This window comes from Streptomyces sp. NPDC015242 (genome assembly GCF_043079125.1).
Taxonomy (GTDB): Bacteria; Actinomycetota; Actinomycetes; order Streptomycetales; family Streptomycetaceae; genus Streptomyces.
Genome location: NZ_JBIBUF010000012.1, coordinates 74,569 through 99,774 on the forward strand (window position 1 = coordinate 74,569; position 25,206 = coordinate 99,774).

Genomic DNA, 25,206 nt, shown 5'->3' on the forward strand with positions numbered 1-25,206 from the left:
GTTCGGGCCGCCGGGCCGACCGATCTTCCCCTCCTGCGGCTGGCCCGTCCGCGGACGACCAGGTGACCGTCGGTGACCTGCGTAAGGAGCTCCGCGCGTTCGCCGCCGGATACCGGGCCTTGTACGAGGAGCAGCGCGCTCGCGACGTCCCGCCCTGGGGACGTCCGGCCGCCGACCGCATCCTGGCCAGGATCGAGGCGGCGGTCAGACGCATCGAATCTGGCATCGAGACGCTATGTGACACGAAACGTCCGGAGATCCTCGCCGCCTTCCGGACCGCGAACAGGGCCATGGCACTCCAGATGCGGCACAGCGCGCGCGATCAGGCTGGTGAGCGCCGGGAGTGGGACGCGTTCGTACGGTTCACCTCCGGACGCTGAGCCGTCATGTCTTGGTGTTGGTGGGGTGCGGGCCAAGGTAACCCACGTACACCAGGCCGGTATTAGGGCCATCGTCGTGGAAGTAGAGCCGTGGGGCGACCGTGTTGCCGCCGCCGATGCGGAGGTGGGCCTCCATGAACAGCTTCCTGTTCGGGTCGACGGCCTCGGGAACCGGGAACGTGCGCTCACGGCGCCAATCCTCGCGGCTCCCGACAGTCTTGGACTCCTTCATCTTGACCTTGCCCGCAGGGAAGGGGTGCTCACAGTCGTCCGGCATGTGGGAGCACCAGTAGCGGAAGTCGCCGCCCGCCGTTCCGTCGGCTGACGCGGCGGCGTAGTCGTCTAGGGCACGGAGGGCATCCCAGGCGACCTCGACCCAGTTGCCGATGCACTGGGCGTCGAGTTCCCTGGTGATCTTCCGGTTGCCGGTGAAGCGCAGGCGGGGGAACTCGCCCATGCGGTCGAGGATCTGGGTGAAGGTGGCCGGGCAGTCGGCGGGTTCCTCGACGGGCGCGTGCGCGAGGTCGTACTGACCGGCCTTTTCGAGCCGTATCTGCAAGGCCCGTACCTGGCGCTCGGCGTGCTTGAGCTTGGCGTACAGGTCCTGGTTCTCGGCGGCCTGGTCGAACTCCTGCTCCGCGGCGATCTGGAGCTGCTGGCGCAGGTCGCTCAGGGCGTCGCCGTAGGCGTTCTCGCGCTGCTCGGCCTCTTCGAGCATCTTGGTGAGGGTGGTGTTCTCAGCGCGAAGTTCACCTAGGCCGGAACCGTGGGCCGCCGGGCGGGGGCGGGTGCGCTGGACGGGCAGGTTGTCCAGGGGCCCGGGGAGCGGCAGGCGCAGGGCGAGCCGCTGGGGGAGGGCCGCGAGGATGGCTGCGGCCCGTTTCGGATTCGCCTCCAGCGTGGATCGTGACATCACCGGGTGGCGCTGGGCGTCGGGTTGCCAGGCCGGGTCCACGCTCGGGAGGTAGGTGCGGATGCCGCCGCCGAAGACGCGGTGGTAGTCGAAGGTGCTCTCGAACAACTGCTGGGAGGCTTGGGGGAGCACGTACGTCACGGCGAGCCCGGTGAGGTGCTTGAAGGCCGGTTCGACGACCTTCTCGGTCCAGGACTCCGGGTCCTGTCCGTAGGGCACGCTCGCCACGACGATGGGGAGCCTGCGGTCCAGGTCGCAGAGCTCTTCGATCACCTCCTCCACATCGTCCGGCTCGATGAACTTCGGGACCGTGCCGACGTCGGCGAGACCGTCCTGGGCGTCGAGCGCGTCGAGCAGCAGCTTCGCAATGCCTGGAGTGTTGGCACGGATGGGCCGCAGGTCCGATGACGCCGGGAGGTGCTCGATGTCGACCTGGACCCAAGTGCGGTGGTCATCCTCCCGAGGGTCCGAACGGACGACGAGCGTGGACTGCCAGGTGCCCGGGACCGGGCGGTCCCTCCACTCGCGCAGGCGCCAGCGGGAGTAGGCGCCGTGCCGGCCGGAGACGGTGTCGTAGTCGAGGGTCACTCCCTCGGCTATCTCATTGCGACCCTCGTCCAGCACAGAGGTGTCGTATCGCTTCATCACCCCCAGCCAGTGCTGCAGTTGGCGGTCCGTGATGGCCGAGGCCGTGACGAAGTCCTGCTTCGTCGACACGACCATGCGGTAGTTGCGGGGTTCCATGGGCGGCTCCTGGGCGGTGCGGCGGCAGGTGAGCGGAGACGCCGAGTGCGGCGCACCGCTTGGGCGGTGCGCCGGTGGGGGGTGCTCAGGCGCGGTGGTGTGGGAGCGGCCGGGTCACGCCGGGTGGCGGGGGCCTTGGCCGGGGAGCGGGTCGAGGATGGTCTGGTAGGCGGTGCCGGTTCGTTTGGCCTCGGCCATGCGGTCGTAGATGTCGAGGATCAGGTTCTTGGTTCGGTAGGTGCCGTGGGCGGCCTCGTCGTCCCGCTTGACGATGGGGAACGTCTCCATGACGTAGTCGACCTCGTCGCGGTCCAAGCCGTAGAGATGGAAGAAGGCGGCGTCCAGCTCAGCACGGAGCAGTTCGCGGCGATGTTCGTTCCAACGGAATGGAGCTCCATGGTCACCGAGGTCTTTAGCGAACGGAGCCATGTTTTCACTCGTGTAAACGAGCTCCAATACGCGGGCAGTGAGCCAGTCCCCGACGCGGCCTGCGTAGCACGGCTCCTCGATCTCGTAGGTTGACGGTGGGAGGACCGGGAGCTGCTCAAACTGGAAGTAGTTGAGGTTGGTACCCGCTAGCTTCTGCCGGAGGACGTAGTCCAGGACGAAGGCAGCCGTATTGGCGTAGAGTGCGGCGAAAGCGCCCCCCGCCGTCGGCAGCATGAGATTGGCCGAGTCTCCGAGTCCGTGGGCAGGGAAGACGAAAGAAACCAGGGTGCGCTGGTTGTTTTGGTTAGTGATCTTTCGAAAGCCGATTAGCCAGTCCTTGTCCCACTCACGCTCTGCCAACAGTGTGGCTACACCGGGCCTCTTGACGGCTTGGCCCTTCCTGTCCTTCCGCCCTGTATCGGCGTCACATTCCGGCACCCAGTACTGGGGAAGGGGTACGAACCGCGGATCGTCATGCTGCTCTGGCGTCACCCGAGGCAGAGTCCCCACATTGGCCTGCGCTTCGGTCTGGCCATCGTACGTGCCAAGCCGGTGGTCGAAGTGGTGCAACATCTTTGCTTGATACAGCGGAAGATATTTTCGGTCCCCTCGTTCGAAGACGTTTCCCTTGAGGCTCCAGCCGTCATTCAAGAGTTGCTGCTTCGTGCGGAAAAGCGGGGCGTCGTCCGACATGTGAAGCAGCCGCGAGAATGACAACTTCCATGGATTTCCGAGTGGATCGCTCTCCCGGAAGAGCACCGGCACCCGGCGATAGATACCGAGCGTGATCTCTGCATCGGTGCGTGATCGGAAGACCGGGAGCGTACCCGTGTTGGGATTGACCAGCAGGATTTCCTCAGGCGGCATAGAGAAGCGGCGGCTAGGCAGATCTTCCATGTAGCGCGTGGCGAAGGCGAAAGAAGCCTCCTGCACACGCTCATCACGGCCCGCCACCGTTAGGAGGCAGAAGCGGACCCCATGATGTACTGCCCGACTCAGCAAAAAGGCCTCGTTCTCGAAGTCCAGGAAGGCTGCAAGCCGCGCGCTGCGCACCAGGTCGGAGAAGAACGGTGCCGTCGTCGCGTCGGTCGCGATGCCCGTCGGCAGGACCAGACCAGAGCGGCCGTGTGAAGCGATGCCAAGAGACGCTGTCTCCGCGAACACCGCGTACGTGTTGACATCACCACGCCCAGCGAGCGGAAAGCGGCCAGAAAATCGCAACAAGTGGCTGACGCCATCAGACTGGCGCTTAGCCGCCATGAACATGGCGAGCAAGCCTCGCTCTGCAGGCTCCTCGCTCGTTCTTAGAGATTCGATAAGCTGCTCCCGAGCGGCTTTGTTGGGGGCCGTAGCGATCTTCTCGTTGCGTGTAGCGAAAAATTCCCGCTCTTTGAGCTTTACCCGCTCCCACGGCGGATTCCCCAGCACACAACTGAACCCCCCGCCCCACCCGGTCCGCTCATCCACCCCCGCGGCCGAGAAGTCGGAGTCCTCCGGCACCGAGAACACCTCGGGGAACTCCAGATGCCAGTGGAAGAACCGATACTCGTCCCGCAGCCGGTAGACCACATCCCGCGTGCCCTCCGGCAGCTTCTCCCAGCCGCCCTCCCGCAATGCGAGCAGGCTCTCCAGGGTCAGGGCCGGCGGACGCGCTTCCTTCGTCTTCTCCCAGACGAACGCAGCACACCACGCGTCAGCCAGGTCCCGTTCCCGGACGTAGTCCGACTCGGGGTCTGCCGTCAGCGCCAGATACGCGTCCCGCTGCCGGTGCACGTGCTCCAGGTCGTCATTGCGCGCGTTGGTGATGTCCGCCGCCGCCCGCGCCAGCTTCACGTTCGAGCCCGCCAGAGCCGTGACCGAAGCGAACAGTTCGCCCTGATGGACGCCCGACGACCGGGCCTGCCACGCCACCCGCTCCGCCGCGTTGCGCTTGCGCAGGGCCGTCACCCAGGTCTTGTCGTCGCCCTCGATCGGCTTGAACGCGTCGTCGGGCAGCCCCTCCGCCAGCAGCTTCGGTGTCGTACCGACCAGGCCGTTGCCGTGCCTGAGGTGCGAGTCCAGGAAGCCGAGCGGCTTGCCGGGTTCCAGGGACTCGATCCACAGGGAGACCTTGGCCAGCTCCACGGCCATGGGGTTCAGGTCCACGCCGTAGATGCAGCGGCTGATCACATCCCGCAGTGCGGTCCTCGTCGCCTCCGCGCTCGGCTCCGGGGAGTCGGTCCGCACCGCCGCCAGACGCTTGGCGATCCGGCGGGCCGCCGCCACCAGGAAGTGGCCCGAGCCGCACGCCGGGTCGCACACCGTCAGGCGCAGCAGCGCCGCCTCCTGCTCCTCCCGGGTCGTGCCCGACTTGACCGCGTCGTCTATCACCGGGTCCAGAGCGGAGTCGAGCAGGCAGTCGATCAGCGAGGAGGGCGTGTAGTACGAGCCGGTCGTCTTGCGTTCGTTGCCGGCGAGCGTGCGCAGCTCGAAGCTGTTCGCGGCCGGGTTGAAGCGCGGCACCAGCTCGAGCAGGGACTCGTAGATCGAGCCCAGTTCCTCCGCGCCGAGGTGGCGGTAGTCCACGCGGCGGGGGCGGTTCAGCTTGGGGTCGACCACGACGGACAGGGCCTTCACCGCAGTGAAAAGGGCCTCGTTGGACAGCCCCAGGCCGTCGAGGACCGCGTCCTTGTCCGTGCGCTCGAACAGGCCGCCCAGGCCCGGCAGGCCGAGTTCCGGCAGGCCGCTTTCCTTGCCGAGGCCGTCCAGGACCAGGCGCAGGGCGTGCCACTGGTCGCCGTGCGGGCTGCCCGTGCGACGGGTGGCCGTGCGGCGCAGGCGGGCCGTGGCGAAGTAGGTGTCGTAGCGCTCGCGGGCCTCCGCCGGGGCGTCCGGCGGGATCAGCAGGTCGCGGTCCTCCGCCACGAACAGGAACAGCAGCCGGTACACCAGGTTCAGCAGCGCCGGGTGCATCTCCCGGACCGTGACCTCGGACTCGTGGAGCTTCTCGCGGAGCCCGCCGTTGTCGGGGTGGGAGATGAAGCCGGTGCCCAGGGTCACCAGCGCCTTCTCCACGCCCTTGCGCAGCTGGTCGAGGGCGCGGGTGCCGCTCGCGATGGCCTCCGTGCGCCACTTCTCCAGCCAGCAGCCGGCCGGGCCACTGTCGCCGGGGGGTTCCAGGCGGGAGCGGTGCGTCAGGCGCCACAGGAGGAGGAAGTCGGCGAAGCGGTCGCCCTCGAAGATGGCCTCGACGTCGAACTCGACGTACGCCGAGCCGACCATGGAGGTGGAGTCGCGCAGCAGGCGCAGCAGCCGGCCGTTGGCGAGCACGCCCCACAGGGCCTGGTCGCCGCTGCGGTTGAGGTACTCCTGGAGCAGCGACTGCGGGGCCGGGCCGGGCAGCGTCGCGCTCCTGCGGTCCAGGTCGACGTTCCAGCCGGTCAGGTGCACCGGCGTGCCCTGCCACACGTGGCTGACCGCGAACCGCTTCTCGCCGTCCGCCGACGGCAGGCCCTCCCCGGGCGCGTCCGGCAGACGGCCGTAACCCAGCTGCTCGAACAGCGGCAGCAGCCAGCGCTCGACGGTGACGCCCACGGCAGGGATACCGTCGATGCGGTCGGCGCCGTCCCTGACCAGCTGGTCCTGGAAGGCCGCCCACACACCCTTCAGATACGACCAGGAACGCTCGGCGGCGTCCCGGACGGTGTCGTTGACCGCGAACAGGCCGTAGTCGGACGGCTGGGCACCCGGCACGTCCTTGCCGTCGCGGACGCGGATCAGCATGTCCGGCGGCAGCAGGCCGCCCACGGTGAGGACCGATTCGGTGACGATGGTCTTCGCGAGGCTCATCAGCGGGCTTCCCCGTTCGTGGTGGTGCCGGTGAGGACGGGGACCGGCAGGTAGTGGTACACGCCGAGCACGTCCGGGCGACCCTGCACGGTGACGCGCAGGCCGCGGCGGGCCGGGCCGGAGGCGCCGCGCACGTCCCGGAAGGCGCCGCGCACCCGGCGGTGCGACTCCAGCAGGCGGGCCGCCAGCTCCTCGCCGTGCTGCTCCAGCGTCGGCATGAGGGAGTCCAGGGAGGACAGGATCTTCGTGATGTGGTCCTGGGCGAACTGGCGCTCGGTGTTCTGCGCCGCACGGGCGTCCAGCAGCGCGAAAGCCTCCTCCTCGGGCAGCCATTCGGGGTTGGCGGCGCCGCCGCGGAACGCCAGCAGGCGGGCGTCCTCGGCCAGTTGCTGAGGGTTCTTGCCGTCGCGGCCGGGCAGCGTGAGCTGGAAGCGGTAGCGGACCAGGAGCAGCGTCGTACGCTTGGCCACCGCCGTCGTACGGACCACTCCGCAGCGGCGGGCCGGGCGCTGCCACTGCGGCATCCGGTCGTCCAGTGCCGCGTCGAGGACGAAGCGGGCGACGGCCGCCACGACCGGGTCGGTGCGGGTGAGCGCCACCTCGCCGCGCGGGGCGGTCGGCGTGTCATGGAACGCTACGGGCCGGGGATGGCGCGGGCCGAGCAGCGTGCCGAAGGCGTCGCGGAGGGCGGCGGGCAGGGCGTCGGTGTGCAGGGTGAAGCCGTCCGGCTCGCCGCGCAGGGGCTCGGCGACGCCGCGCAGCGCGGTCAGGGCGTGGCGGGTGAAGCGGCGCACCTCCTCGCCCGTGCCGAGCGACGCCCGCACCTCGGCGACCTCCCTGGCCACCTCGTCCTTCTTCACCGCGTGCTGCGCGTACCGGGAGCGGGAGGCCTTCTCCCGCTCGGCGGCGCTCTGCCAGGCCTCGTGCAGGTCGGCCGCCTGCTTCCCGGCGACCGTCTCGACCGCGAACAGACCCTCCTGCTCGAACTCGGCCCGCTCGCCACGCAGGATGAGCCCCTCCAGGACCGCCTGCATCACGTTCTCGGAGGAGTCCGGCACGGGTACGGAGATACCGGTCGCCTTGCGGATACGGGCGTGCTTGCGCAGCAGCACGTCCAGGACGATGCCGTCGATGGCGTTGTCCGCGCCGTACAGCGTGACCGCCTTGACGACGTCCCGGCGCTGCCCGAAGCGGTCGACGCGGCCCTCCCGCTGTTCGTGCCGGGCGGGGTTCCAGGCGAGGTCGTAGTGGATGACGGCGTCGAAGCTCTCCTGGAGGTTCACGCCCTCGGACAGGCAGTCGGTGGCCACCAGCACCCGGCGCTCGGGGGGCGTCTCGCCGTCCTCGTCCTCCTCGGTCAGGGCGGCGATGCGGGCGACCCGCTGGTCGGGGGAGAGCTCGCCGGTGACCGCCTCGACGGCGTACGCCTTCTTCCCGCTGCCCTTCTTGCCCTTGGCGCCCTTGTTGAGGGCGGCGTCCAGGTGGGCTTTGACGTACTCGGCGGTGGAGATGAAGCGGCAGAAGACGATGGGGTTGTAGCCCTCGTCCAGCAGCTCCTTCACCGTGGCGATGAGCTGCTTCAGCTTGCGGTCCTTGGCCGGGCCGGCGAGTGCCTCGGCCGCATCGGCCATAGCCAGCAGGCGGGCGCGGTCCTCCTCGTCCAGGGACTGGGCGTCCGGGTCGGTGTCGCCGGGGACCAGCAGCGTGCCGGGGACGGCGTCGGCGGACTCGGCCGACTCGTCGTCGGCGGGGTCGGTGACGGTGCGGCTGCCGATGGCGTCCGCCTCGGTCACCGAGTCGGCGTCCTGTACTCCGGCCCGGGTGCGCAGCGTCTTGCCGACGGCGGCGGGGGAGGAGCCGAGCGCGCGCAGCAGGGCGAGCGCCGACCACCAGCGGATGCGCTGCTGGAGCGCGCCGTCCGCGCTGCGCACCGTCTCGCGGGCGTACCCGAGCACCTCGTCCAGGAGGTTCCGGTACTCCGGGTGCAGCTCGTAGGAGACCTCGCGGGAGAGCCGGTCGCTCGGGAAGTTGGCGTCGTCGCGGAAGTCGTCGCGGATGTCGGCGCGCCGGCGCTGCACGAAGTGCTGGGCGAGCAGCGTGCGCCCCGCCTCGTGGTCGAGGCTGACCGACTCCAGCTTCTTGTCCAGCAGGCCGAGCAGATTGCGGAAGGGCTCCTCCTTGCCGCTGTGGGGGGTCGCCGTCACCAGCACCAAGTGGCGTGCGGGGTCATCGGCGAGGGCGCGGAGGAGGGCGTAACGCAGCTGGCGCTGCTGGCGGCCGCCGCCCGGGGAGGTGTCGGCGACGCAGGTGTGCGCCTCGTCGACGATCACCAGGTCGGGGCAGTTCTTGATGAAGTCGTCCCGGTGCCGGGGCGACTTGATGAAGTCGGTGGAGACGACGTAGTTGCGATCCGGGCGGAACACCGACTGCCCGTAGAGGCGGCTGCGTTCAAGACGCCCAATCGTGGAGGCCAGCACCAGCTCGGCGTCGATGCCGAACTTGCTGCGCAGCTCGGCCCGCCACTGCTCCGCGAGCGCCGGGCTGCACAGCACGACCAGCCCGCGGGCGTCGCCCTGGGCCAGCAGCTCTTTGGCGATGAGCCCGGCCTCCACCGTCTTGCCGATACCGACGTCGTCGGCGATCAGCAGCCGCACGGTCTCCTGCCGCAGCGCCATCAGCAGCGGCACCAGCTGGTACGGGCGGGGCTCCACGGAGATCCCGGCCAGGGAGCGGAACGGGCCCGCGCTGGAGCGGAACCCGATCCGCAGGGCGCTGCGCAGCAGCCCGGCCGCCGCCTGGTCACCGAGGTCGGCGGGGCTCGGCGGGGCGAAGCTGGCGTGCTCCACCGTCTCCAGGGCCGGCAACACGCCCGCGATGTCGTCGTCGGTGCCGCCCAGCGGGCGCAGGACGAGCAGTTCGGGCTTCGACTCGGGCAGTACGACCCATTCCCGGCCGCGGGCGCGCACCAGCGAGCCGACCGCGAACCGCGTCTCGCCGTCCCGGGCGGGCGCGGCGGTGGTGGACGACGTCATCGGTGGACCTTTCGGAAGAACGTGCGAGGTGCAGACAGATCAGGTCAGGAGGGGTCGGTGCCGAACACCGAACGGTAGCGGCTGACGACGTCGGACCAGTCGTCGTCGTGGCGGAAGCGGATGACGTCCCAGCCGTCGTCGTACAGCCGCTCCTGCGCGTCCTCGTCCCGCTGGGCCTGCACGTCGTCGTCGTGGTGCGGCCCGTCGATGAACACCGCCACCGGGCCCGTCTTCGTGTCGTACACGAAGTCCGGCCGGGACAGCGCGCTGGGGACGAAGACCTGCTGCTTGTCGGGCAGCTTCAGGCCCTTCCTGGACAGGAAGGCGATGAACCGGCGCTCCAGCGAGCTGTCGGCGCCGTCGCTGAGGGCCCGGGCGTGCTCGTCGCGGGAGACGCCGGGGCCCGCGTCGGCGACCTTCGCACCGGCGAAGCGCAGCAGCAGGTCCTTCACCAGCTTGCGGTCGATGACCTGGTGCCAGCGCTGGTTGCCGAAGGACAGCAGGCAGTCGTAGCAGCCCATCTCGCAGCGCGGGCCGCCCTCCCGGCCACCCGTGTCCCTGCCGTCGCGCTCGAAGTGGGCGATCTCCAGGGCCCGGGCCGCGGCCCGGCGCAGGGCGTCCGGCTCGGCCTGCAGGCGGCGCAGGACACCCGCCCCGCCCTCGGCGCTCTCGATGAACAGGATGCGGTCCCGCGGACCGTCGAGCGGAGGCAGCTGCTCGGTGTCCAGCTCGCCGTCCTCCAGCTGGAACTCCGCCTCGATGCCCCGCTCCAGGGCGTACTGCAACGTCACCGCCACCTCGGGGGCCACCTTCTCGGCGAGCTGAAGGACCAGGATGTTGCGGGTGTCCTGGACGTACGGGATCACCGGCACCTTGCGGTCCGCCTTCTCCGCGCTCTCCAGCCCGTCCTGCTCCTCGGTGGTCTCCTTGCCCGGCTTGTCCTGGTCCTTCTTGGCGTCCAGCCACTTGCCCTCGACCGGGTCCAGCCAGAAGCCAGAGCGCTGCTTGCTGCGCCGGTGACCGAGGTTGGTCAGGCGGACGGTGGCGCTGTCGCCGTAGGTCAGCTCGGCGAGCGCCGCGCCGTCCCCGTCGACCGCCGTGGCACCCAGCGAGCCGTCCCGCGTGCCGTGCCTGTTGAACTTGTACGACACCTCCACCCAGTAGCCGGTGCGCTGCCGCTCCTCCTCGTCCGAGGAGATCCGGTCCCGGCGCTTGGTGAAGACCGTCCGCAGCTGGAGCAGGTTGTAGCGGGCCTCGGACAGCTCCCGGTGGCAGAAGTCGCAGGTGCTCTCAAGCGTTTCGCCGGTGTGCAGGTAACCGCAGTGTTCGCAGACCTTGGCCTCCTCGGTCTGCAGATCGCCCGAGGCGCTGGTGGGCAGCTGGATACGGTCGACCTGGAAGCGGCTGCCCTCGTGGTAGATGAAGGCGCCGGGGCCGAACTCGCGGATCGCGATGAAGCGCGAGCGCTGCAGGTAGTCGCCGTCCCGGCCACCGCGCACGGCCCGGCCGGTGCCGGGGATGAACGCGGCGAGCGGCAGGCGGGGGAAGGAGTACCCGGGCAGAAAACCCTCGGACGCCAGATACCGGTACGGCGTGAAGTCCGACAGCAGGGTGCTGCCCGAGGTGTCCTCGTTCTTCAGCAGCTTCAGCTGCGTCTCCGCCTGGTGCCGGCGGCGTTCCGCCTGCGCCGAGGCCTCCTTGCCCAGGGTGTTGTCGAGGATGCGCCGGTGCTGCACCTCCCGCTCCCGCAGCGCCTTGCGGAACAGCTCCCGCCAGCGGCCGAGCGCGTTGTCGAAACCGCCCGGCGCCTTCTCCACCGTGCGCTCCAGCCACTGCTCGTCCCACCACGAGGTGGCGCCGAGCCGGTCCATCGATTCCTTCAGGACCGCGGTGGCCCGCTTCAGCGCCCGCCGCTGGGCCGCGGGGTCCCGGATCTGCTCGACGACGTGCGGGAAGAGCCGCAGCGACGGTTCCTCGCCGTCGGCGTCCAGGATGTGCGGGAGGCGCCGGCCCAGCTCAAGGCCCGTCTCCGCGAGCCAGATCGCGTGCACGTGGGAGCGCACCAGGTCCTCGTTGGCGAGGTCCAGCCGGGGCGGGGCCACCTCTCCGGCCACCATCAGGTGGGACAGGCGGAAGTAGTACTGGTCGTGGCTGTTGCCGGTGGCGCAGTACGTCGTCACCAGCGCCGGCTGGCCCTGCCGGCCGGCGCGGCCGCTGCGCTGGGCGTAGTTGGCGGGCGTCGGCGGCACGTTGCGCATCGCCACCGCGTTCAGGCTCGCGATGTCCACGCCCAGCTCCATGGTGGGGGAGCAGTAGAGCAGGGGCAACGGAGTGCCGTTGCGGAAGTCCTCCTCGCGCTTCTCCCGGACCGGCGCGGGCACCTGCGCGGTGTGCTCGCGTGCGAGGAGTCCGGCGAGCGTGCCGGCGACGTTCTTGTAGAGGTTCTTGAAGAACGGGTTGACCCGGGGACCCCGGTCCTTGCCGTAGGTCCGGCGCAGCCGGTCCACCGCGCCGAACTCGTCGTCGCGGGCCGTCCACACCACCGCGGTGTGATTGATGCGGTACCCGGGCGACTCCCCGCGCCCAGCGGGCACCTCGGTGAGCAGGCCACCCTCCTCCAGCACCTCGACCAGATCGACGATCACCTGCTGCGCCTCGTCCAGGGTCAGGGCCCGCCCGAGCGCCGGGAACTGACCGGGGCGGCGCAGGAACTTGCCGAAGGAGCCCCGGGCGGTGATGTTCATCTCGCTGCGGGACCGGTTCGGCCGGCCCGGGCGCACGTACGCAGTGCCCGGCGGAGGCGGGGTACGCTCGGTCTCGGCGAGCCCCCACGGGTCTGCCAGCAGGTACGACAGCCTGCGCAGCTCGTCGAAGTCGGACTGCTCGAAGTACGGGAAGTCCAGGGCACGCACCCGGCGCAGCTCGTCCAGGAGGATGCGGGACAGCTCCGCGCGCTTGGCCGGGTCCGCGGCGCGCAGCGGCCCGGAGACCCCTGCCCAGCGGTCCTCCTCCGCGGTGATCTCCTCCAGGTCCGCGTACTCCAGCCGCAGCAGGCCCGTCTGCTCCAGGTTGGGCATCGTGACCCGCCAGCCGCGCTCCAGGTCCAGGTACAGGCGGTACTCGACCACCTTGGCCAGGGCGCCGAGGGTGCGCCGGGCCTGCCGGGAACCCTCCTTCGGGTTCGCGGAGTAGTCCTGCGGCCTCAGACCCAGCTTGGCGACCACCGCGGGTGCCAGGTCCTCGTGCAGCAGGCCGTCCTCGCCGGCCTCGGCCATGGCCTGGTAGAGGGCCCCGCGCAACTGGGTCACCAGGACGAAGTCGTTGAAGTGGCCTGCCTGGAGGCTGGCGTCCTGGCGGTTGTCGACGAACGTGAGCAGCTTGCGGGCGTCCTCGTCCAGCTCGCTGGGCGGCAGCTGCTTGAGGTGCCGCACGATGCTGGAGCTGATGACGGAGGTGGCCGTGGAGCGGCCCTCCTGGTCCATCGTCATCAGCTTGCTGAAGTCCTTGCCGCGTGCGGACTCGTAACTGACCCCGCAGTTGAGGCAGAACATGAACGGCATGGGAATGTACGCCGCGTACAGGCCCTGGTCCCGGTCGACGACCGAGCCGTCCGGCTTGACCCACACCGGCTGCGGCACCCGCTTGCGGCGGCTGTCGACGAGCACCTGGACGCCCCGGTCCTCGTCCGTCTTCAACCAGCTGTCGGGGAAGCGCTGCTCGTCGATCGCCTTGCCGGTCTCGTCCGGCCAGGGGTTGTCGGCGCTGACGTACAGGTAGCCGTTGTCCTCGTCGTCCTCGGTGCGCGGCCGGAAGCGGTACGACCCGTCCGTACGCTCCTCACGGGCCACGGTCAGGTACTCCTGGCCGCACTCGCGGCAGAAGGACAGCGGCAGCAGGATCTTGTCCTTGGCCCCGGGCACCCGCACCTGGTAGGTGCGGCTGATGTACCGGGTCCGTTCGTCCTCCAGGGAGACGTACACGGAGTCGCCCTTGGACAGGAACTGATGGAGCCGGAAGGCGAACAGCGGCCGGCCGGTCTCCGGGTCCCGGGCCTGCGAACCGGCGTGCAGCGTGTCACGGATGGCGGCCACGCACGCCTGCTCGGGCTCGCCGGTGCGCGCGGCGAGCTGCCGGGCCGCCTTCTGTACGGTCGTCGGCTCGGCCCGTACCAGATTGCCCTTGTCCGGGCCGTCGGTGAGCGTGCGCAGACCGAACACGGTCTCGATCCAGGAGGCGAGCGGATCGGCGGCGAGGACGTGGTAGTCGGTCGAGGGCGCGCGCGTCCGTATGCGCTCGGTCAGTTCCGCGTCGGACGGGTCCTGGTCGCGGGTGGCTCGCACCAGCGTCTCGCCCACGACGCGTTCCGGGGTGACCGGGGTGGCGAAGAGGGTCGTCGCTACGTCCGCCACGGCCCGCCGCCGATCCTCCAGGGTGCCCTGGGTCGACATGGTCGCCGAGGTGCCCACTACCTGAAGGTCCGGCGCGGCACAGGCGTCGCGTACCCGGCGCACGAGCAGGGCGACGTCCGCGCCCTGGCGCCCGCGGTAGGTGTGCAACTCGTCCAGGACCAGGAACCGCAGACCCTGGGCGGCACGCATGAGGGCCTTGCGCTCCCGGGGCCGGGTGAGCATCAGCTCCAGCATCACGTAATTGGTGAGCAGGATGTCCGGCAGACTCTCGAGGATCTTCTCGCGCTCGTCCTCCTTCTCCTGGCCCGTGTACCGCGCGAAGGTGACGGGCTCATGGCCCTCGCCGTAGCCGTGCTGCAGGAACTTCTCCAGCTCGAACTTCTGGCTGTTGGCCAGGGCGTTCATCGGGTAGACGATGATCGCCTGGACGCCGGAGGTCGCTCCCTGCTCCTTGGCGCGCAGCACGCTGTCCACGATCGGCACGATGTAGCCGAGACTCTTGCCGGAGCCGGTGCCCGTGGTCAGCACGTAGCTCCCGCCGGCCCGGGCCACCTCGATCGCGTCGCGCTGGTGACGGTGGAAGGAGATGGGACGCCCCTGCTCCGGCGGGCCGTTCTTCACCTTGCCCACACGGAAGATCCGCTCGCACTCCGGGTGCAGCAAGCCATCGGCCACCAGCTGACCGACGGTGCCGCCGGGGGCGAAGCTGGGGTTCAGGGAGAGCCATGGGTCAGGCCACTGGTTGCCCTGCACGAGTGCTTCGCGGACGGTCTCCTCGATCCGCTCGTTCTTCACGACGACGGACCCCGTGGTGAAGTCCTGGTAGTCGGCGATCAGCTGCTCGTGCACCTTGAAGACGTCCACAAAACCCTCACTCGCTCCCGCGCCGACCTGCACCGTTCACCGTAGTGGCTCAGGCGCTCCTGGCGGACCGGTATCCCTGAGATCCATGAGAGCATTGTTTGTGAACTCAGTCAACGCGCACGCATCTTGCGAGGTGTGTACAGGGTGAGTCAGTGCGATTCCTGGCCGCGCATGACAGTGGCACACTCAGTCACCTATGGACATCGGAACGCTCATCGCCAAGCGCTACCGCATCAAAAGCCCCATCGGCCGTGGCGGCATGGGACAGGTGTGGATGGCGGACGACGAACACCTGGGCCGGCCGGTCGCCGTCAAGACGATGACGCCGACCAGTGGGCTGACAGCGGAACAGATCGCTCACGACGCCGGACGGTTCGAGCGCGAGGCGAAGGCGGTCGCGCGGCTGGACCATACCGGGCTCGCGGCCGTGTACGACCTGGGTGTCGAAACAGGCACGCACTACCTGGTCATGCAGTACGTCCAGGGCCTTGACCTGGGCGATTACATCGCGGAGCGCGAGACGCTGACACTGGAGGAGACCGCCTCCGTCGGTGTGCAGATCTGCTCGGTGCTGGCCGCCGCCCACACCCGAAGCGTCGTCCACCGGGACCTCAAGCCGGGAAACGTACGCATCCGCACCGACGGTGTCGTCAAGGTGCTCGACTTCGGTGTCGCGGCCATTCTCGACGGGGACACCAAGAAGCTCACCACCACCGGCGAACGGCTCGGCAGCTTCCAGTACATGGCGCCGGAACAGGTGCTGGGCGAGCCTGTGGACCGGCGTACGGACCTCTACGCTCTTGGCTGTCTGGTCCACGAAATGCTGACCGGCCGACCGGTTTTCGAGCACGAGTCACCGCTGATGGTGCCGAGCCTGCACACCGAGGCCGCCCCCGTGCCGTTGCGGGAACTGCGGCCCGACGTCCCGGAGGACGTCGAGAGCCTGGTCCTGGAACTCCTCGCCAAGAAACCGGGCGACCGCCCCGCACACGCGGGGGAGGTCTACCGGTGTCTCGCCGCTCACCTCCCCCCACCCGGAAACCCGGAGCGGGCTCTGGTGCCCTGGGCCGAGGCGGATCCGTGCCGACCGTTCCGATTCCCCATGGCACCGGATGCCCGGCCCGTCCGCCAGTGGGCCAGGGAGGCGGACGGGGCGCGGTAGCAGGCCTCAGCGGGGCTCGGTCTTCTCCCACTCCTCCGCAGAGGTGGGTTGCGCAGGGATCGTCAGAGCAAGCTGCTCCCAGTCCGTCTCCTCCGGCTCGGGAGCCGTCTCGATGCCCGGGGCCGCCCCCGTGTCCGGGTCGGCGTCGGATGCGGAATCGATGGCGTCGCCGCCGTCCCCGCCGTCTTCGGTTTGGGTCGGCAGTACGTACTCCTGCGCGAGCCCCGCGAGATGCAGGGGCAACGGCAGGCTCAGCGCGTCCGGCAGGTCGGGAGCCTGCCGCAGCTGATGCGCGGCGAGTGCGAGTGCTTCCGGAACGTCGCCGTCGCCGGGGTGGCATCCCAGGACGGCGATCTCCACCAGCCCGGGGTTCCAGGCCGCCTTATCGGTGTCGATTGTCGTCTTGCCCTTGGTGTTGACGCGGGGCGCCAGCTTGTCGGCGGCGACCGACAGCTTGAAGGTGCGGGCCTTGGGCGTCGTGGACCAGAAGACGCGGGCCTTGTCGGGGTCCGCAGTTGGATCCGTCCACAGGTGGGCGGCCAGGCCGTTGGGGCCGTCCGGGTTCACGCCCCACCACTGGGCGGTCTCCCGGTTCCGTGCCGTACGCACCCGTACCAGCCGCAGGTCCGGGTCCAGGCGGCGGGACGGGGCGTGGCCGTCGCGGAACTTGTCCGCCACCACGGTGCCGTCCTGCAGCCACGTCCAGTGCGAGCGCATGTTCTGCCCGTGGGCCAGCAGCATGGTCGGCGTGCCACGCAGCGTGCGGCGCACCCGCTGGAGCCACTCCTCGGTCGCCCGCCGCTGCTCGGCCATGTCCGCCCACCAGGACGGCCGGACGACTCCGACAGCCTCGCCGTCGCGCGGCGCCGGGACCACGTCCTTCGGCACCTCACACTGCTTTGTCAGCTTCAGCAGCATCACCGGGTACGGCACCCAGGTACGCGTCTCGTCGTCCCAGCCCTCCACCCGGGCCAGCCCCTCACCGGACGGATCCGGCGTGACCAGCACGGCAACGGGCACATGCCCCGCCCAGCGGGTGCGGCTGCGCCGGTTCTTGCGCACCATCCACATCGCCGCGTACCGCATACCGACGGGCAGACGATCGCCGAGGCTGTGCTCGGGGTGGATCCGCACACCCAGCTGGCGCAGTCCGTCGTCCCAGGCCTTCGCCGCGCGGAACTCCTTGTTCTTCTCGCTGTTGTAGCCCTTGGCCTTCTTCGGCACGGCCATGAACTGGGTGAGGACGCCGGCGTCCGCACAGCCCAGCCGCAGCGCGAACTTCGCGTCGTGGTCGGCGGACGAGAAGTCCTTCGCCCGGTCGATCTCCACCAGGGCGAGCGTGGGCGCGGGCGAGGAGACGCCCTCCTCGGTGAGGAAGGTTGTCATCTTCCGGCGGCGGTCGCGGATCGCGGCGGTCATCGCGGCCCGCGAGTGCCGGTTGCCCTCCGGCAGGGCGAGGTCCTGGCCGAGGGAGCGAGAGAGCCTGCGGCAGCGCAGCCGCACGATGAGTTCGGGGGACTGCCACTCCAGGACCACCGTGCCGTCGTAGGCCTCCTCGGTGGCCGGCGCGCCGCCGTCGCCCTTCAGATCCAGGTGCGTGACGAGGGCGTCAATCGCGGTGTCCCGCATCACCGAGGTCTGCCACATCAACCGCGCCTCCAGGGTGGGAAGTTCACCCGGGGAGAGACCCTGGGGCAGGTGGCGCAGCGCGAATGCCGTGCCGCGCCGTCGGGCCTCCGAGCGCCTGCGCTCCTCCTCGGTCTTCGCCGGTTCCTTGGAGGGCTCCTGGCGGGGGTTGCCTGGCGTGCTGCCCGACAGCCGGGTGCGGACCAGGGCGGAGACCGGCTCCAGCTGCTCCGGAAGGGCTTGCAGGGCCCACTCCACGATTTTCGAGCGCTGGTCCGTCATCAGGCCGGCTCCGACCTCGTGCGTGCCCATGGCCGTGCTGTACAGGACCGCCGCACGCATGTCGTCCGCCAGCCAGCCCGCCGGGTCGGTGAGGATGGCGTCGGCGTCCGGGAACGACTCGGTGAGGGACATGCTCCGCAGCATCCCGGCGGGCCCGCCGCCGACCCAGTCGTACCCGCCCCGGCTCCAAGCGAGCCGCGCCACCGCGAACCGGTTGCTCGCCGGCGCCCCGGGCAGCCACGGCACCCGCGGGCGCAGCAGCACCGTGGTGCGGCGGCCGAACGGCAGGTACAGCCACCCCGTCCTCGCACTCACGCGAGTCGCGTACCGGCGGATGTGGCTGTGCACATGGAAGCGGGGCAGCGGGTCGAAGGGGACCGTCTGCAGCGTGATGTTCAGGACGACGGAGTACCACTCGGGACCCCGGCTCCCCTCGAACTCCAGCGCCTGCGATACGAGTTCGGCGCCCCGGTCCATCGGCCCGCGCGGCATGGCCCGGAAACGCAGTCGGCCGCCCGCGAACTCATAGGGGTCCAGGGCGAGGATCCGCCGGGCCAGCCAGTCGGTGGACAGCTGGAACTGGCGGGGCTCCGGAGCGGCCGTGCCACCGTCGGTGGGCCGTTCGTGACGCAGCAGCTCCACGAATACGCCCTCCTGCCATCGGGGAGGGTTCTCCAGCAGCGCGGAGCGGGTCTCGGACAGCAGCGAGCGGAACTCGGGCTCCGGCCGCAGGTTCTTCAGCCAGGCACCGAGCAGTCCCCTGAGCGCCGCGTCGGGCAGCGGATCGGATACGTCCTCGGGGGCGTACAGCCAGAAGTCGCGGCCCTCCCCGCGGTGGCGGTTGGGGCGGGGGCGCACCAGGACGTCGGGGGCGAGCGCCTGCACGACCTGGTCCATCCGGAACGTGGGCACCGTCTCCAGCGGCTTGTCACGGCCCGCGTTGCACAGGGCCAGCAGCGCCCCGGTCCACTCCTCGGGAAAGGGCAGCGCGCGGTAGCGCTCGACCGCCGAGGCGTCGGGGGAGACGGGACGTGCGGCGGCGGTGCGGATGGAGTCGTAGCGGGGAGCCATGGTCGGGTCCTCTCTGGAGGAGTTCAGGACGTGTGGTGCTCGATGGCGCGCAGCGCCTTGTACAGCGGCGCGTACAGCAGTCGGGCGACCGCGGGGTCAGCCGGATCTGGGCAGTCGGGCGGTGGGGCGCCCTCCGCGAAGTAGGGGGCGAGCACGTCGCGCAGACCGGTCAGCAGCCCGTCTCCCTGCGGGAGCGGTGCCGCCGCCGCGCCGGGTGACAGCAGCTTGGCCGTACGCGGCGCGAAGCGGGCGTCCACGAAGACCACGCGGGCGGGCACCCCACCCCGCACCAAGCGGCCGATGACCTGCCACATCGTCACCAGCTGGTCCCAGGTGAAGGATGTCTTCTCATGGTCGGACAGGCGGGAGTAGATGTAGCGGCGGGACAGCAGCCGGCGCCACTCGGCGCGTGCGACATGCCGGAAGGCCAGCCCGGCCGCGTTCAGGTCCGCCGAGGCCGTGACCAGTGTGCTGAACGTGCCCTGCGGCAGGCCGGGTTCGTCGCGGGTGAACCGGGTCGCCCAGTCGTTGATCGCGAACACGGCCAGGGCGAGGTCGTCCGGGCGCGGGTGGGGCCGGGCCAGGAACAGGGCCGTGCCGAAAGCCGCGTTGCGCTGGGCGTTGAGGATGTTGTGCCCACGCTCCACCGCCATCAGCGGAGCCACGAGAACCTCGGCCGTGGGGTCCTGGGCGAACATGGCGAGGTCGCCCCGGCGCAGCGCCGTGACCCGGTCCGCCTCGGCCCGGGGCGGTGCCGAGCCGCGTACGGCCTGCTCCAGGTCGGCGTCGTCGGCGGCCAGCACACGGACGCGGCCGTGCCAGCGCTCCATCTCGTGCAGTACCTCCGCCGCAGTGTGCGCCTCCTTGTAGCTGCCGACCAGGAGGATCGCCCGCCGTCGGCGGCTGTCGGCGACCCGGGCCAGCTCCTGCTCCAGCGGGCTCGGGGCGCCGCCCCGGCCGGGGGAGCCGAGCCGGTTGACCATCGCCCGGCAGGCGGCAGGACGGGCCTTCGGCTCGGTGCCCGACAGGCTCAGGGGGCGGCCCTCGTCGTCGTACAGGAAGTGCGTGCTGAATTCCGACGCGCTCACCGCTTCGAGAGACCGTGGTGAGGGGGTCAGCACCGCGCCCACCGGGGCGACCAGGTGCGCACGTGTGGAGGTGCCCGCCCAACTGGTGCCGGACATCAGCACGACGTGCGGTCCCTTGCGGCCGCGGCCCGCGTCGGCGCCCACGTCGGGCAGCGAGAGCAGGAGTTCGCGGCCCACACCCGCGCACCGGAAGAAACGAAGGGTGCCGCTGTTGCGTCCCTCCACGTCGCGTTCCCGCTCGTCGGGCAGGTACTGGAACCCCAGGACGTTGCCCATCGGAGCCTCCGGGACGAGCGGGGCGTAGTCGAGCGGCGGACGGCGGGACAGCTCGTTGCCGGTCGAGTCCAGGTGCAGGGCGGCCTCGACCTGGGGCCAGAGGAAGACCAGCCGGTCGAGACGCTGGTTCAGCGCGCTGAGCAGCAGCATGAACTCCAGGCGCCGGGCGGTCAGATCGAGCCAGGCCTCGTCCTGGGCCCGGGCGGCGGCGGGGGTGCCGGCGAGCAGCGGGCGCAGCACGGCGAGAACGCGCTCGCGCGTGTCCGAGGACGACAGTGTGGTCAGCAGATCCTGAGCCAGGCGCACGAGGTCGTCCGTCAGGTTGCCGTACGGGCCCCGGCCACCCAGCGGGTCGTCCCGGAAGTCGTCGAACCGTTCGGTGAGTTCGGCGCGGTGGGCGTCCACCTCCGGCCCGGCCGACTCGGGCTCCGGAGCGTCGTCCTCGTACGCCTCGTACAGTTCTGACTCATCGGAGACTCCGTCCGGAGCCCCGGATTCGGGGTCCTGCGCGAACCAGGAGCCGAGCAGCTTTTCCTGGAGGGTCCACGGGCTGAAGTACTCGATGTCGGCCCACTCGCGCAGCTCCACGTCGGAAATCAGCAGCTTGTACAGGCGGTCCGTGGCGGCGTGGACCACCGTCAGTGAGGCGGACCAGCGCTCGACCTCCTGGTCGGTGAGCGGCAGCCGACCCTGCCGGCACAGCTCCTCGATGCGGTGGGTCTGCACCTGGTCCAGCCAGGACTCGGGGCCAGGGGAGACCAGCGTCGCCGAGGGCGCGAAGATCTCGTCGAGCTTCATCTGCACCGAGTCGGCCTCGTCCACGACGATGATGTCGCTGCGCAGGCAGGCGAGTTCCAGGTGGCGCAGCCGCTCATCGCCCAGATGACGTGGCACGGCCGACTGCACGAGGCTCGCCGGGTTGGCCACCCAGATCAGGGAGTCGACCAGTTCCCGGGCTGCACGGTGACGGGGGCACACGGACCACAGGGGGCACCCGTGCGGCGTTCCCTTCACCTCGGCCGGACGGTCGTCCTCGGCCGGGGACCGCCGCTGCCCGGGCCGGTAGGGCTCGGGCAGTGCGGCGGAGTCCGGGTTCTCGGCCGGCGCGTGCTTCTTTTGCGGGTAGAGCGAGGTGCACGGTGCGTCCGCGAACCGCAGGGGCTGTGCCGCCTCGGTGCCGCGCAGGGCGTCCACCACGCACACGGTGCTCAGGTGGTCGAAGCCCGGGTCGTCGTGGTCCAGCAGGTTGTGCACGCCGCGGGAGGCGAGTCGGCGGTGCAGCCGCTGCACATGGGTCTCCCGTGTGGTCAGACCCAGCACCGGTGTGGCGGTCAGGTCCAGGTCGCGGAACAGAGCCGTGAGACGCAGCTGTTCGGCCACGTCGCCCACGACGAGCGTGGTGCGCAACGCCGGAGTCCGGCGGGCTCCCCAGACGGCGAGGAGCGTCATCAGGGTCGACTTGCCCGCACCGACCATGCCGGCCAGGTGCAGCAGTCCGTCCAGCCGGAGATCACCCTCCTGCGAGAAGCCCAGCCCGTCCGCGTCGCGCGGGAAGATGTGCAGCTCGGTGAGGCGCTCCTCCCAGTGGCCCGGGTTCTCCACCTCGTTCGCCCGCTCCGTCGCGTCCATCCAGCGGGCCGTTTCGACGAGTTCGGCCCGGCTGATGGTGAGCGGCTCCCCCTTGCCCGGCCGTCCCGCCTCCGGAGCGTGACCGGCAACGGGATCGGGACGCAGTTCCTCGGGCAGCGTCACCGAGGTGGGACGGCGCCGGTCGACGAAGGTGGCGCGGCCGGGCGGCGCCAGGGGCAGGGCCTTGCGGGCCAGCGGAGGCAGCGCGGCGAGGGCGGCGTCGTACACGGCGAACCGGTCCGAGGCGACGGCCGGGTCACGCCGTCGCGCCGGCCGGTCGAGCGCGCTGACCTCATAGGCCCGCAGCCGGTCCGGCAGGCCCCGATAGGTCTCCAGCGTGCGCTCCCAGGTGCGGCCGCGGCGCAGGTGCCACAGCAGATGTCGGCCTGCGGTGAGCATGACCTCGTGCTCAGGGGAGGACACGTATCCCCGGGCGACGGCGAACTCGTAGCCGCCGAACAGCACATAGGCACCACGGACGGGCTCATGCGGCGCGATGTGCTCCAGGATCCGCAGGGCCAGTTCCGCCTGGCACAGCAGGCTGGGTTTCACGTCGCCGAGTTCGGCGGGCACCTCGTCCCACAAACGGGCGAGCTCCCTGCTGACCGGGTGGTGCCAGCTCTCGCGGTCACGCATCGCCGGCCTCCTCCTTACGTGCGGTCAGGCCGACGCGCGCGAGCCGGTCCTCGGCGCGGGCGAGCAGTTGGGTGTCGGTGAGCAGCGGAACGCGGCGGGCGGCGGCCGGGCGGTTGCGCTCATAGGTGGCGATGTAGCCCGGCCGGTCGTCGACACGGTCCTGCGGCACGACCCAGAACGCTTCGTCGTAACGGGGCTCCTGCGGCACAGGCCGGGCGGCCCGCCCCAGGAATACCGGATGGGCCCAGTCCTTCACGTCCACCGCCCACACCCAGCCGTCGGGAAAGGTGACGTGCACGTCGTAGGCGTCGTACGCCGGCCACATGCGCACTTTCAGCCCGAGCGCGGTGAGCCGCCCTTCCAGCTGCACCTCGGCCCGCCCGGGACCGGTGACGAACTGGCGCAAGGGCCTGGCCAACTGGAGCAGTTCACCGGCCTCCTCCTTGGCGATGCGACGTCCCACCGGCGGCCGGCCCCGGCGGCGGCAACGGTCCCGCTCGCACCACCAGCCGCCGTCGGGCAGCGGCGTCAGCAGGGTGAGACACCGGCCGCAGGTCGCGTAGACGTCACCGCGCAGATAACTGTCCGGGACGGGGCGGTAGATGCGACTCAGAAGCTCCTTCACCGGGTCGAGCACATGGTCCATCGACACCGCCCACTCCTCGGCCGAGGTGAGGACGGGCCGCGTGACCAGGAGCCGCCGGAACTCGGTGTAGGCGTCCTCCTCGCCGTACTCGCGGCACAGCCGCAGTGCGGCGCGGATGATCTCACGGTCGTAGAGAACCAGCGCGCTGTCCGAGAACTGCTCCGCCCACTCGTAGCACAGCTCGGTGGGGCGCGACGAGTCCGGGTCGAGCAGCAGATCGTCCGGTCCGGCCGCCTCGGTCGGCAGGTCCACCGGCCAGTCCGCCACCGGCCGCTCGCGGCACCAGGACAGCAGGTCCGGCAGGCTCAGCGGAGGCTCGGCCCCGCGCTCCAGACAGGCCAGCACCGTCCGGTCGAGGGCGCGCTGCACCTCGGGCGGGTAGGGCAGGGAGTAGGCCTCGGGGCCGGTGGCCGCGTCGAGCACCGTGAGGGCGGTGGCGAGCGTGCGCATGAGGGGGATGCCGCGATGGGCGGACCAGTCGGCGTCGTGCGGCGGCATTCCTTCGCCGGTCGTCGCGGTCACCGTGCCTCCAGGTGCGCGCGGCCGGCAGCGCAGTGCGTGAGCACGTCGCAGCCGCCGCAGTGGCCGCCGGGCGTGGGCGCGTACGTCTCGTCCACCGCCCAGGGGCCGGCGAGCCCGGCGATGATGCGGCGTGCTTCGGTCAGGGTGTCGGGATCACCGGGGTCGATCTCCTCGCAGCGCGACTTCCCGGTCCCTTCCGCGTCCAGGTAAAGCACTTCCAGCTCGATCAGCGACCGGCGCGGATCACCGTTCGGCACTCCGGCGGACATCATCAGCACCGCGAAGGCGAGCTGGGGGTACGTCTCCAGCAACGCGCGACCCTCCCAGGGCGGCTTCGCAGCCGTTTTCGTCTCGTGCCAGATCCAGCCTCCGGAGCGGGTGTACAGGAGGTCGGGGTCGGCGATCAGGACGACATCTAGCTCGGGGTCGTACGCGGTGAGGCGTGGCTGAACCCGTACGAGCTCCTCGGACGGCAGGCCGTCGAGAGGGCAGGCCCGCTGGTGTTCGGCGATCAGGGCGAGCGCGGTCGGCAGTTCGGCGGTGGAGAGGCCGGGAAGGGCGTCCGGGAGGGGAGCCGTGCGGCAGCATCCGTTCTCGTGACAGAGGTTGAGCCACTTGTCGACCGCACGTCCCCTGCGGATCGGCTCGCTCTCCGGATCGCCTGACTTCACATGCAGTACGCGGGTGAGATGGAACTGCGCCGGGCAGCGCGCATGGACGCGCAGGTCGCTGGCCGACACGGAGCGGCGGGCGCGGGGGCGGCGTGGCCCGCGGACCCTGAGCACGCCGGGAGTCCGGGGCAACTGCTCGCAGGCGACCAGACCTTCGCAGCGCGTGCAACTGGAACCGGGGTTGAGCCGGCCGTCCTCGATCACCCGGCGCAGCACCGGCTTGGCATGCTCGGTGTACCGCCGCTCGGTCTCGTCGGCGTCCCAGTCGGCCAGCACCTCGTGATCGCCGCTGCCGCAGCCGATGCCGACGATCCGGACGCGCTGCGGGCGGATAGTGCTGCCGGGTGCCGGACGGTAGATGTCCCGGAAGGCCGACTGGGAAGGAATGCCCGTCAGTGCCACGGCCGCCGCCTCCGCGACCTCGGAAGGCGGTCGGTCCCCCTTGACGGAGTTCACGGAGAGCAGCCACAGCTCGCGTTCCGACCCGTCGGCGGACGCGTACCGCCGTCCCCACGCCGTGCGCTCGTAGCGGACCGCTCCGCGGGCATCCGGGACTTCGCTCTGAGTGATGGCCGTCCACTGGGCGGGCACCGGCAGGGTTGGCGGGCGCCCGAGCCGGCGCCGCTCCTCTTGGCGCGCCGTGCGCGCCAGCAGGTAGGAGCGAACGGCTGATTCCGCCCAACTCACGTGTCCCGCGTGGTATTTCTGATTCTTCGCCAGCCGCGTCAAAGCGCTGTCGATGTCCTCCCCCTGGTACTCGATCGCGTCCAGAACGCTCATGACCGGCCCGAGGGCGAAGTCCTCGACGGGCTTGCCCCGCGGGCGCGGCGGAACCTGACCGAGCAGTGCCCTGGCCCGCAAGGCGTTGCCACGTGGGCAGTCCTGAGGGTCCTCGCGCAGCAGTGGCAGCGAGGTGCGGATGAGTCGGATGTCTCCGTTCGTTCCGGGCGGAGGCAGGTGGAGCGACACGATGCACCCCTCACGGGTGTGGTGAGACG

The 25,206-nt window shown here is 70.5% G+C and carries 10 protein-coding genes; 2 read left to right on the forward strand and 8 right to left on the reverse strand.

What is annotated here, in order from left to right:
- The first annotated feature begins 62 nt into the window (after positions 1 to 62).
- On the forward strand, positions 63 to 380 hold the full coding sequence (locus ACF07N_RS33410) for a hypothetical protein (protein WP_392120263.1): 318 nt from the start codon (positions 63 to 65) through the stop codon (positions 378 to 380).
- A gap of 4 nt (positions 381 to 384) precedes the next feature.
- On the opposite strand, the gene ACF07N_RS33415 is transcribed toward ACF07N_RS33410, so the two are convergent.
- The 4 genes from ACF07N_RS33415 to ACF07N_RS33430 form a co-directional block, all read right to left on the reverse strand.
- Entirely contained in the window at positions 385 to 2,037 is a 1,653-nt protein-coding gene (locus ACF07N_RS33415) for a hypothetical protein (RefSeq protein WP_392120265.1), read from the reverse strand.
- Between the two features lie 114 nt (positions 2,038 to 2,151).
- Positions 2,152 to 6,294 (reverse strand): Eco57I restriction-modification methylase domain-containing protein, encoded by a 4,143-nt coding sequence (locus tag ACF07N_RS33420; RefSeq protein ID WP_392120267.1) that lies wholly within the window; start codon positions 6,292 to 6,294, stop codon positions 2,152 to 2,154.
- Positions 6,294 to 9,326, reverse strand: a complete 3,033-nt coding sequence (locus tag ACF07N_RS33425) for a helicase-related protein (RefSeq protein WP_392120269.1) — start codon at positions 9,324 to 9,326, stop codon at positions 6,294 to 6,296. Before ACF07N_RS33425 ends, ACF07N_RS33420 begins: the two co-directional genes overlap by 1 nt.
- A 44-nt stretch (positions 9,327 to 9,370) precedes the next feature.
- Entirely contained in the window at positions 9,371 to 14,599 is a 5,229-nt protein-coding gene (locus ACF07N_RS33430; protein ID WP_392120272.1) for a DEAD/DEAH box helicase, read from the reverse strand.
- A gap of 196 nt (positions 14,600 to 14,795) precedes the next feature.
- Between ACF07N_RS33430 and ACF07N_RS33435 the strand changes: the two genes are divergently transcribed.
- A complete protein-coding gene (locus ACF07N_RS33435) occupies positions 14,796 to 15,761 on the forward strand; it encodes a serine/threonine-protein kinase (protein ID WP_392120275.1) in 966 nt (321 codons plus the stop codon).
- A gap of 6 nt (positions 15,762 to 15,767) precedes the next feature.
- On the opposite strand, the gene ACF07N_RS33440 is transcribed toward ACF07N_RS33435, so the two are convergent.
- From ACF07N_RS33440 to ACF07N_RS33455, 4 genes are read right to left on the reverse strand one after another with little or no spacing between them, the layout of a single operon-like run.
- A complete protein-coding gene (locus ACF07N_RS33440) occupies positions 15,768 to 18,740 on the reverse strand; it encodes a pPIWI_RE module domain-containing protein (protein WP_392120278.1) in 2,973 nt (990 codons plus the stop codon).
- A gap of 23 nt (positions 18,741 to 18,763) precedes the next feature.
- On the reverse strand, positions 18,764 to 22,369 hold the full coding sequence (locus ACF07N_RS33445; RefSeq protein WP_392120281.1) for a hypothetical protein: 3,606 nt from the start codon (positions 22,367 to 22,369) through the stop codon (positions 18,764 to 18,766).
- Entirely contained in the window at positions 22,362 to 23,537 is a 1,176-nt protein-coding gene (locus ACF07N_RS33450) for a hypothetical protein (RefSeq protein WP_392120284.1), read from the reverse strand. Before ACF07N_RS33450 ends, ACF07N_RS33445 begins: the two co-directional genes overlap by 8 nt.
- Positions 23,534 to 24,988 (reverse strand): PD-(D/E)XK nuclease family protein, encoded by a 1,455-nt coding sequence (locus ACF07N_RS33455; RefSeq protein ID WP_392120287.1) that lies wholly within the window; start codon positions 24,986 to 24,988, stop codon positions 23,534 to 23,536. The genes ACF07N_RS33450 and ACF07N_RS33455 overlap by 4 nt, the downstream gene beginning before the upstream one ends.
- Positions 24,989 to 25,206 lie beyond the last annotated feature (218 nt).

Excerpts from the sequence above, each read along its gene's own strand:
- ACF07N_RS33425 (WP_392120269.1), bottom strand. The coding sequence starts at position 9,326 with ATGACGTCGTCCACCACCGCCGCGCCCGCCCGGGACGGCGAGACGCGG.
- ACF07N_RS33440 (WP_392120278.1), bottom strand. The coding sequence starts at position 18,740 with ATGGCTCCCCGCTACGACTCCATCCGCACCGCCGCCGCACGTCCCGTC.
- ACF07N_RS33435 (WP_392120275.1), top strand. The coding sequence starts at position 14,796 with ATGGACATCGGAACGCTCATCGCCAAGCGCTACCGCATCAAAAGCCCC.
- ACF07N_RS33445 (WP_392120281.1), bottom strand. The coding sequence starts at position 22,369 with ATGCGTGACCGCGAGAGCTGGCACCACCCGGTCAGCAGGGAGCTCGCC.
- ACF07N_RS33455 (WP_392120287.1), bottom strand. The coding sequence starts at position 24,988 with ATGAGCGTTCTGGACGCGATCGAGTACCAGGGGGAGGACATCGACAGC.
- ACF07N_RS33420 (WP_392120267.1), bottom strand. The coding sequence starts at position 6,294 with ATGAGCCTCGCGAAGACCATCGTCACCGAATCGGTCCTCACCGTGGGC.
- ACF07N_RS33415 (WP_392120265.1), bottom strand. The coding sequence starts at position 2,037 with ATGGAACCCCGCAACTACCGCATGGTCGTGTCGACGAAGCAGGACTTC.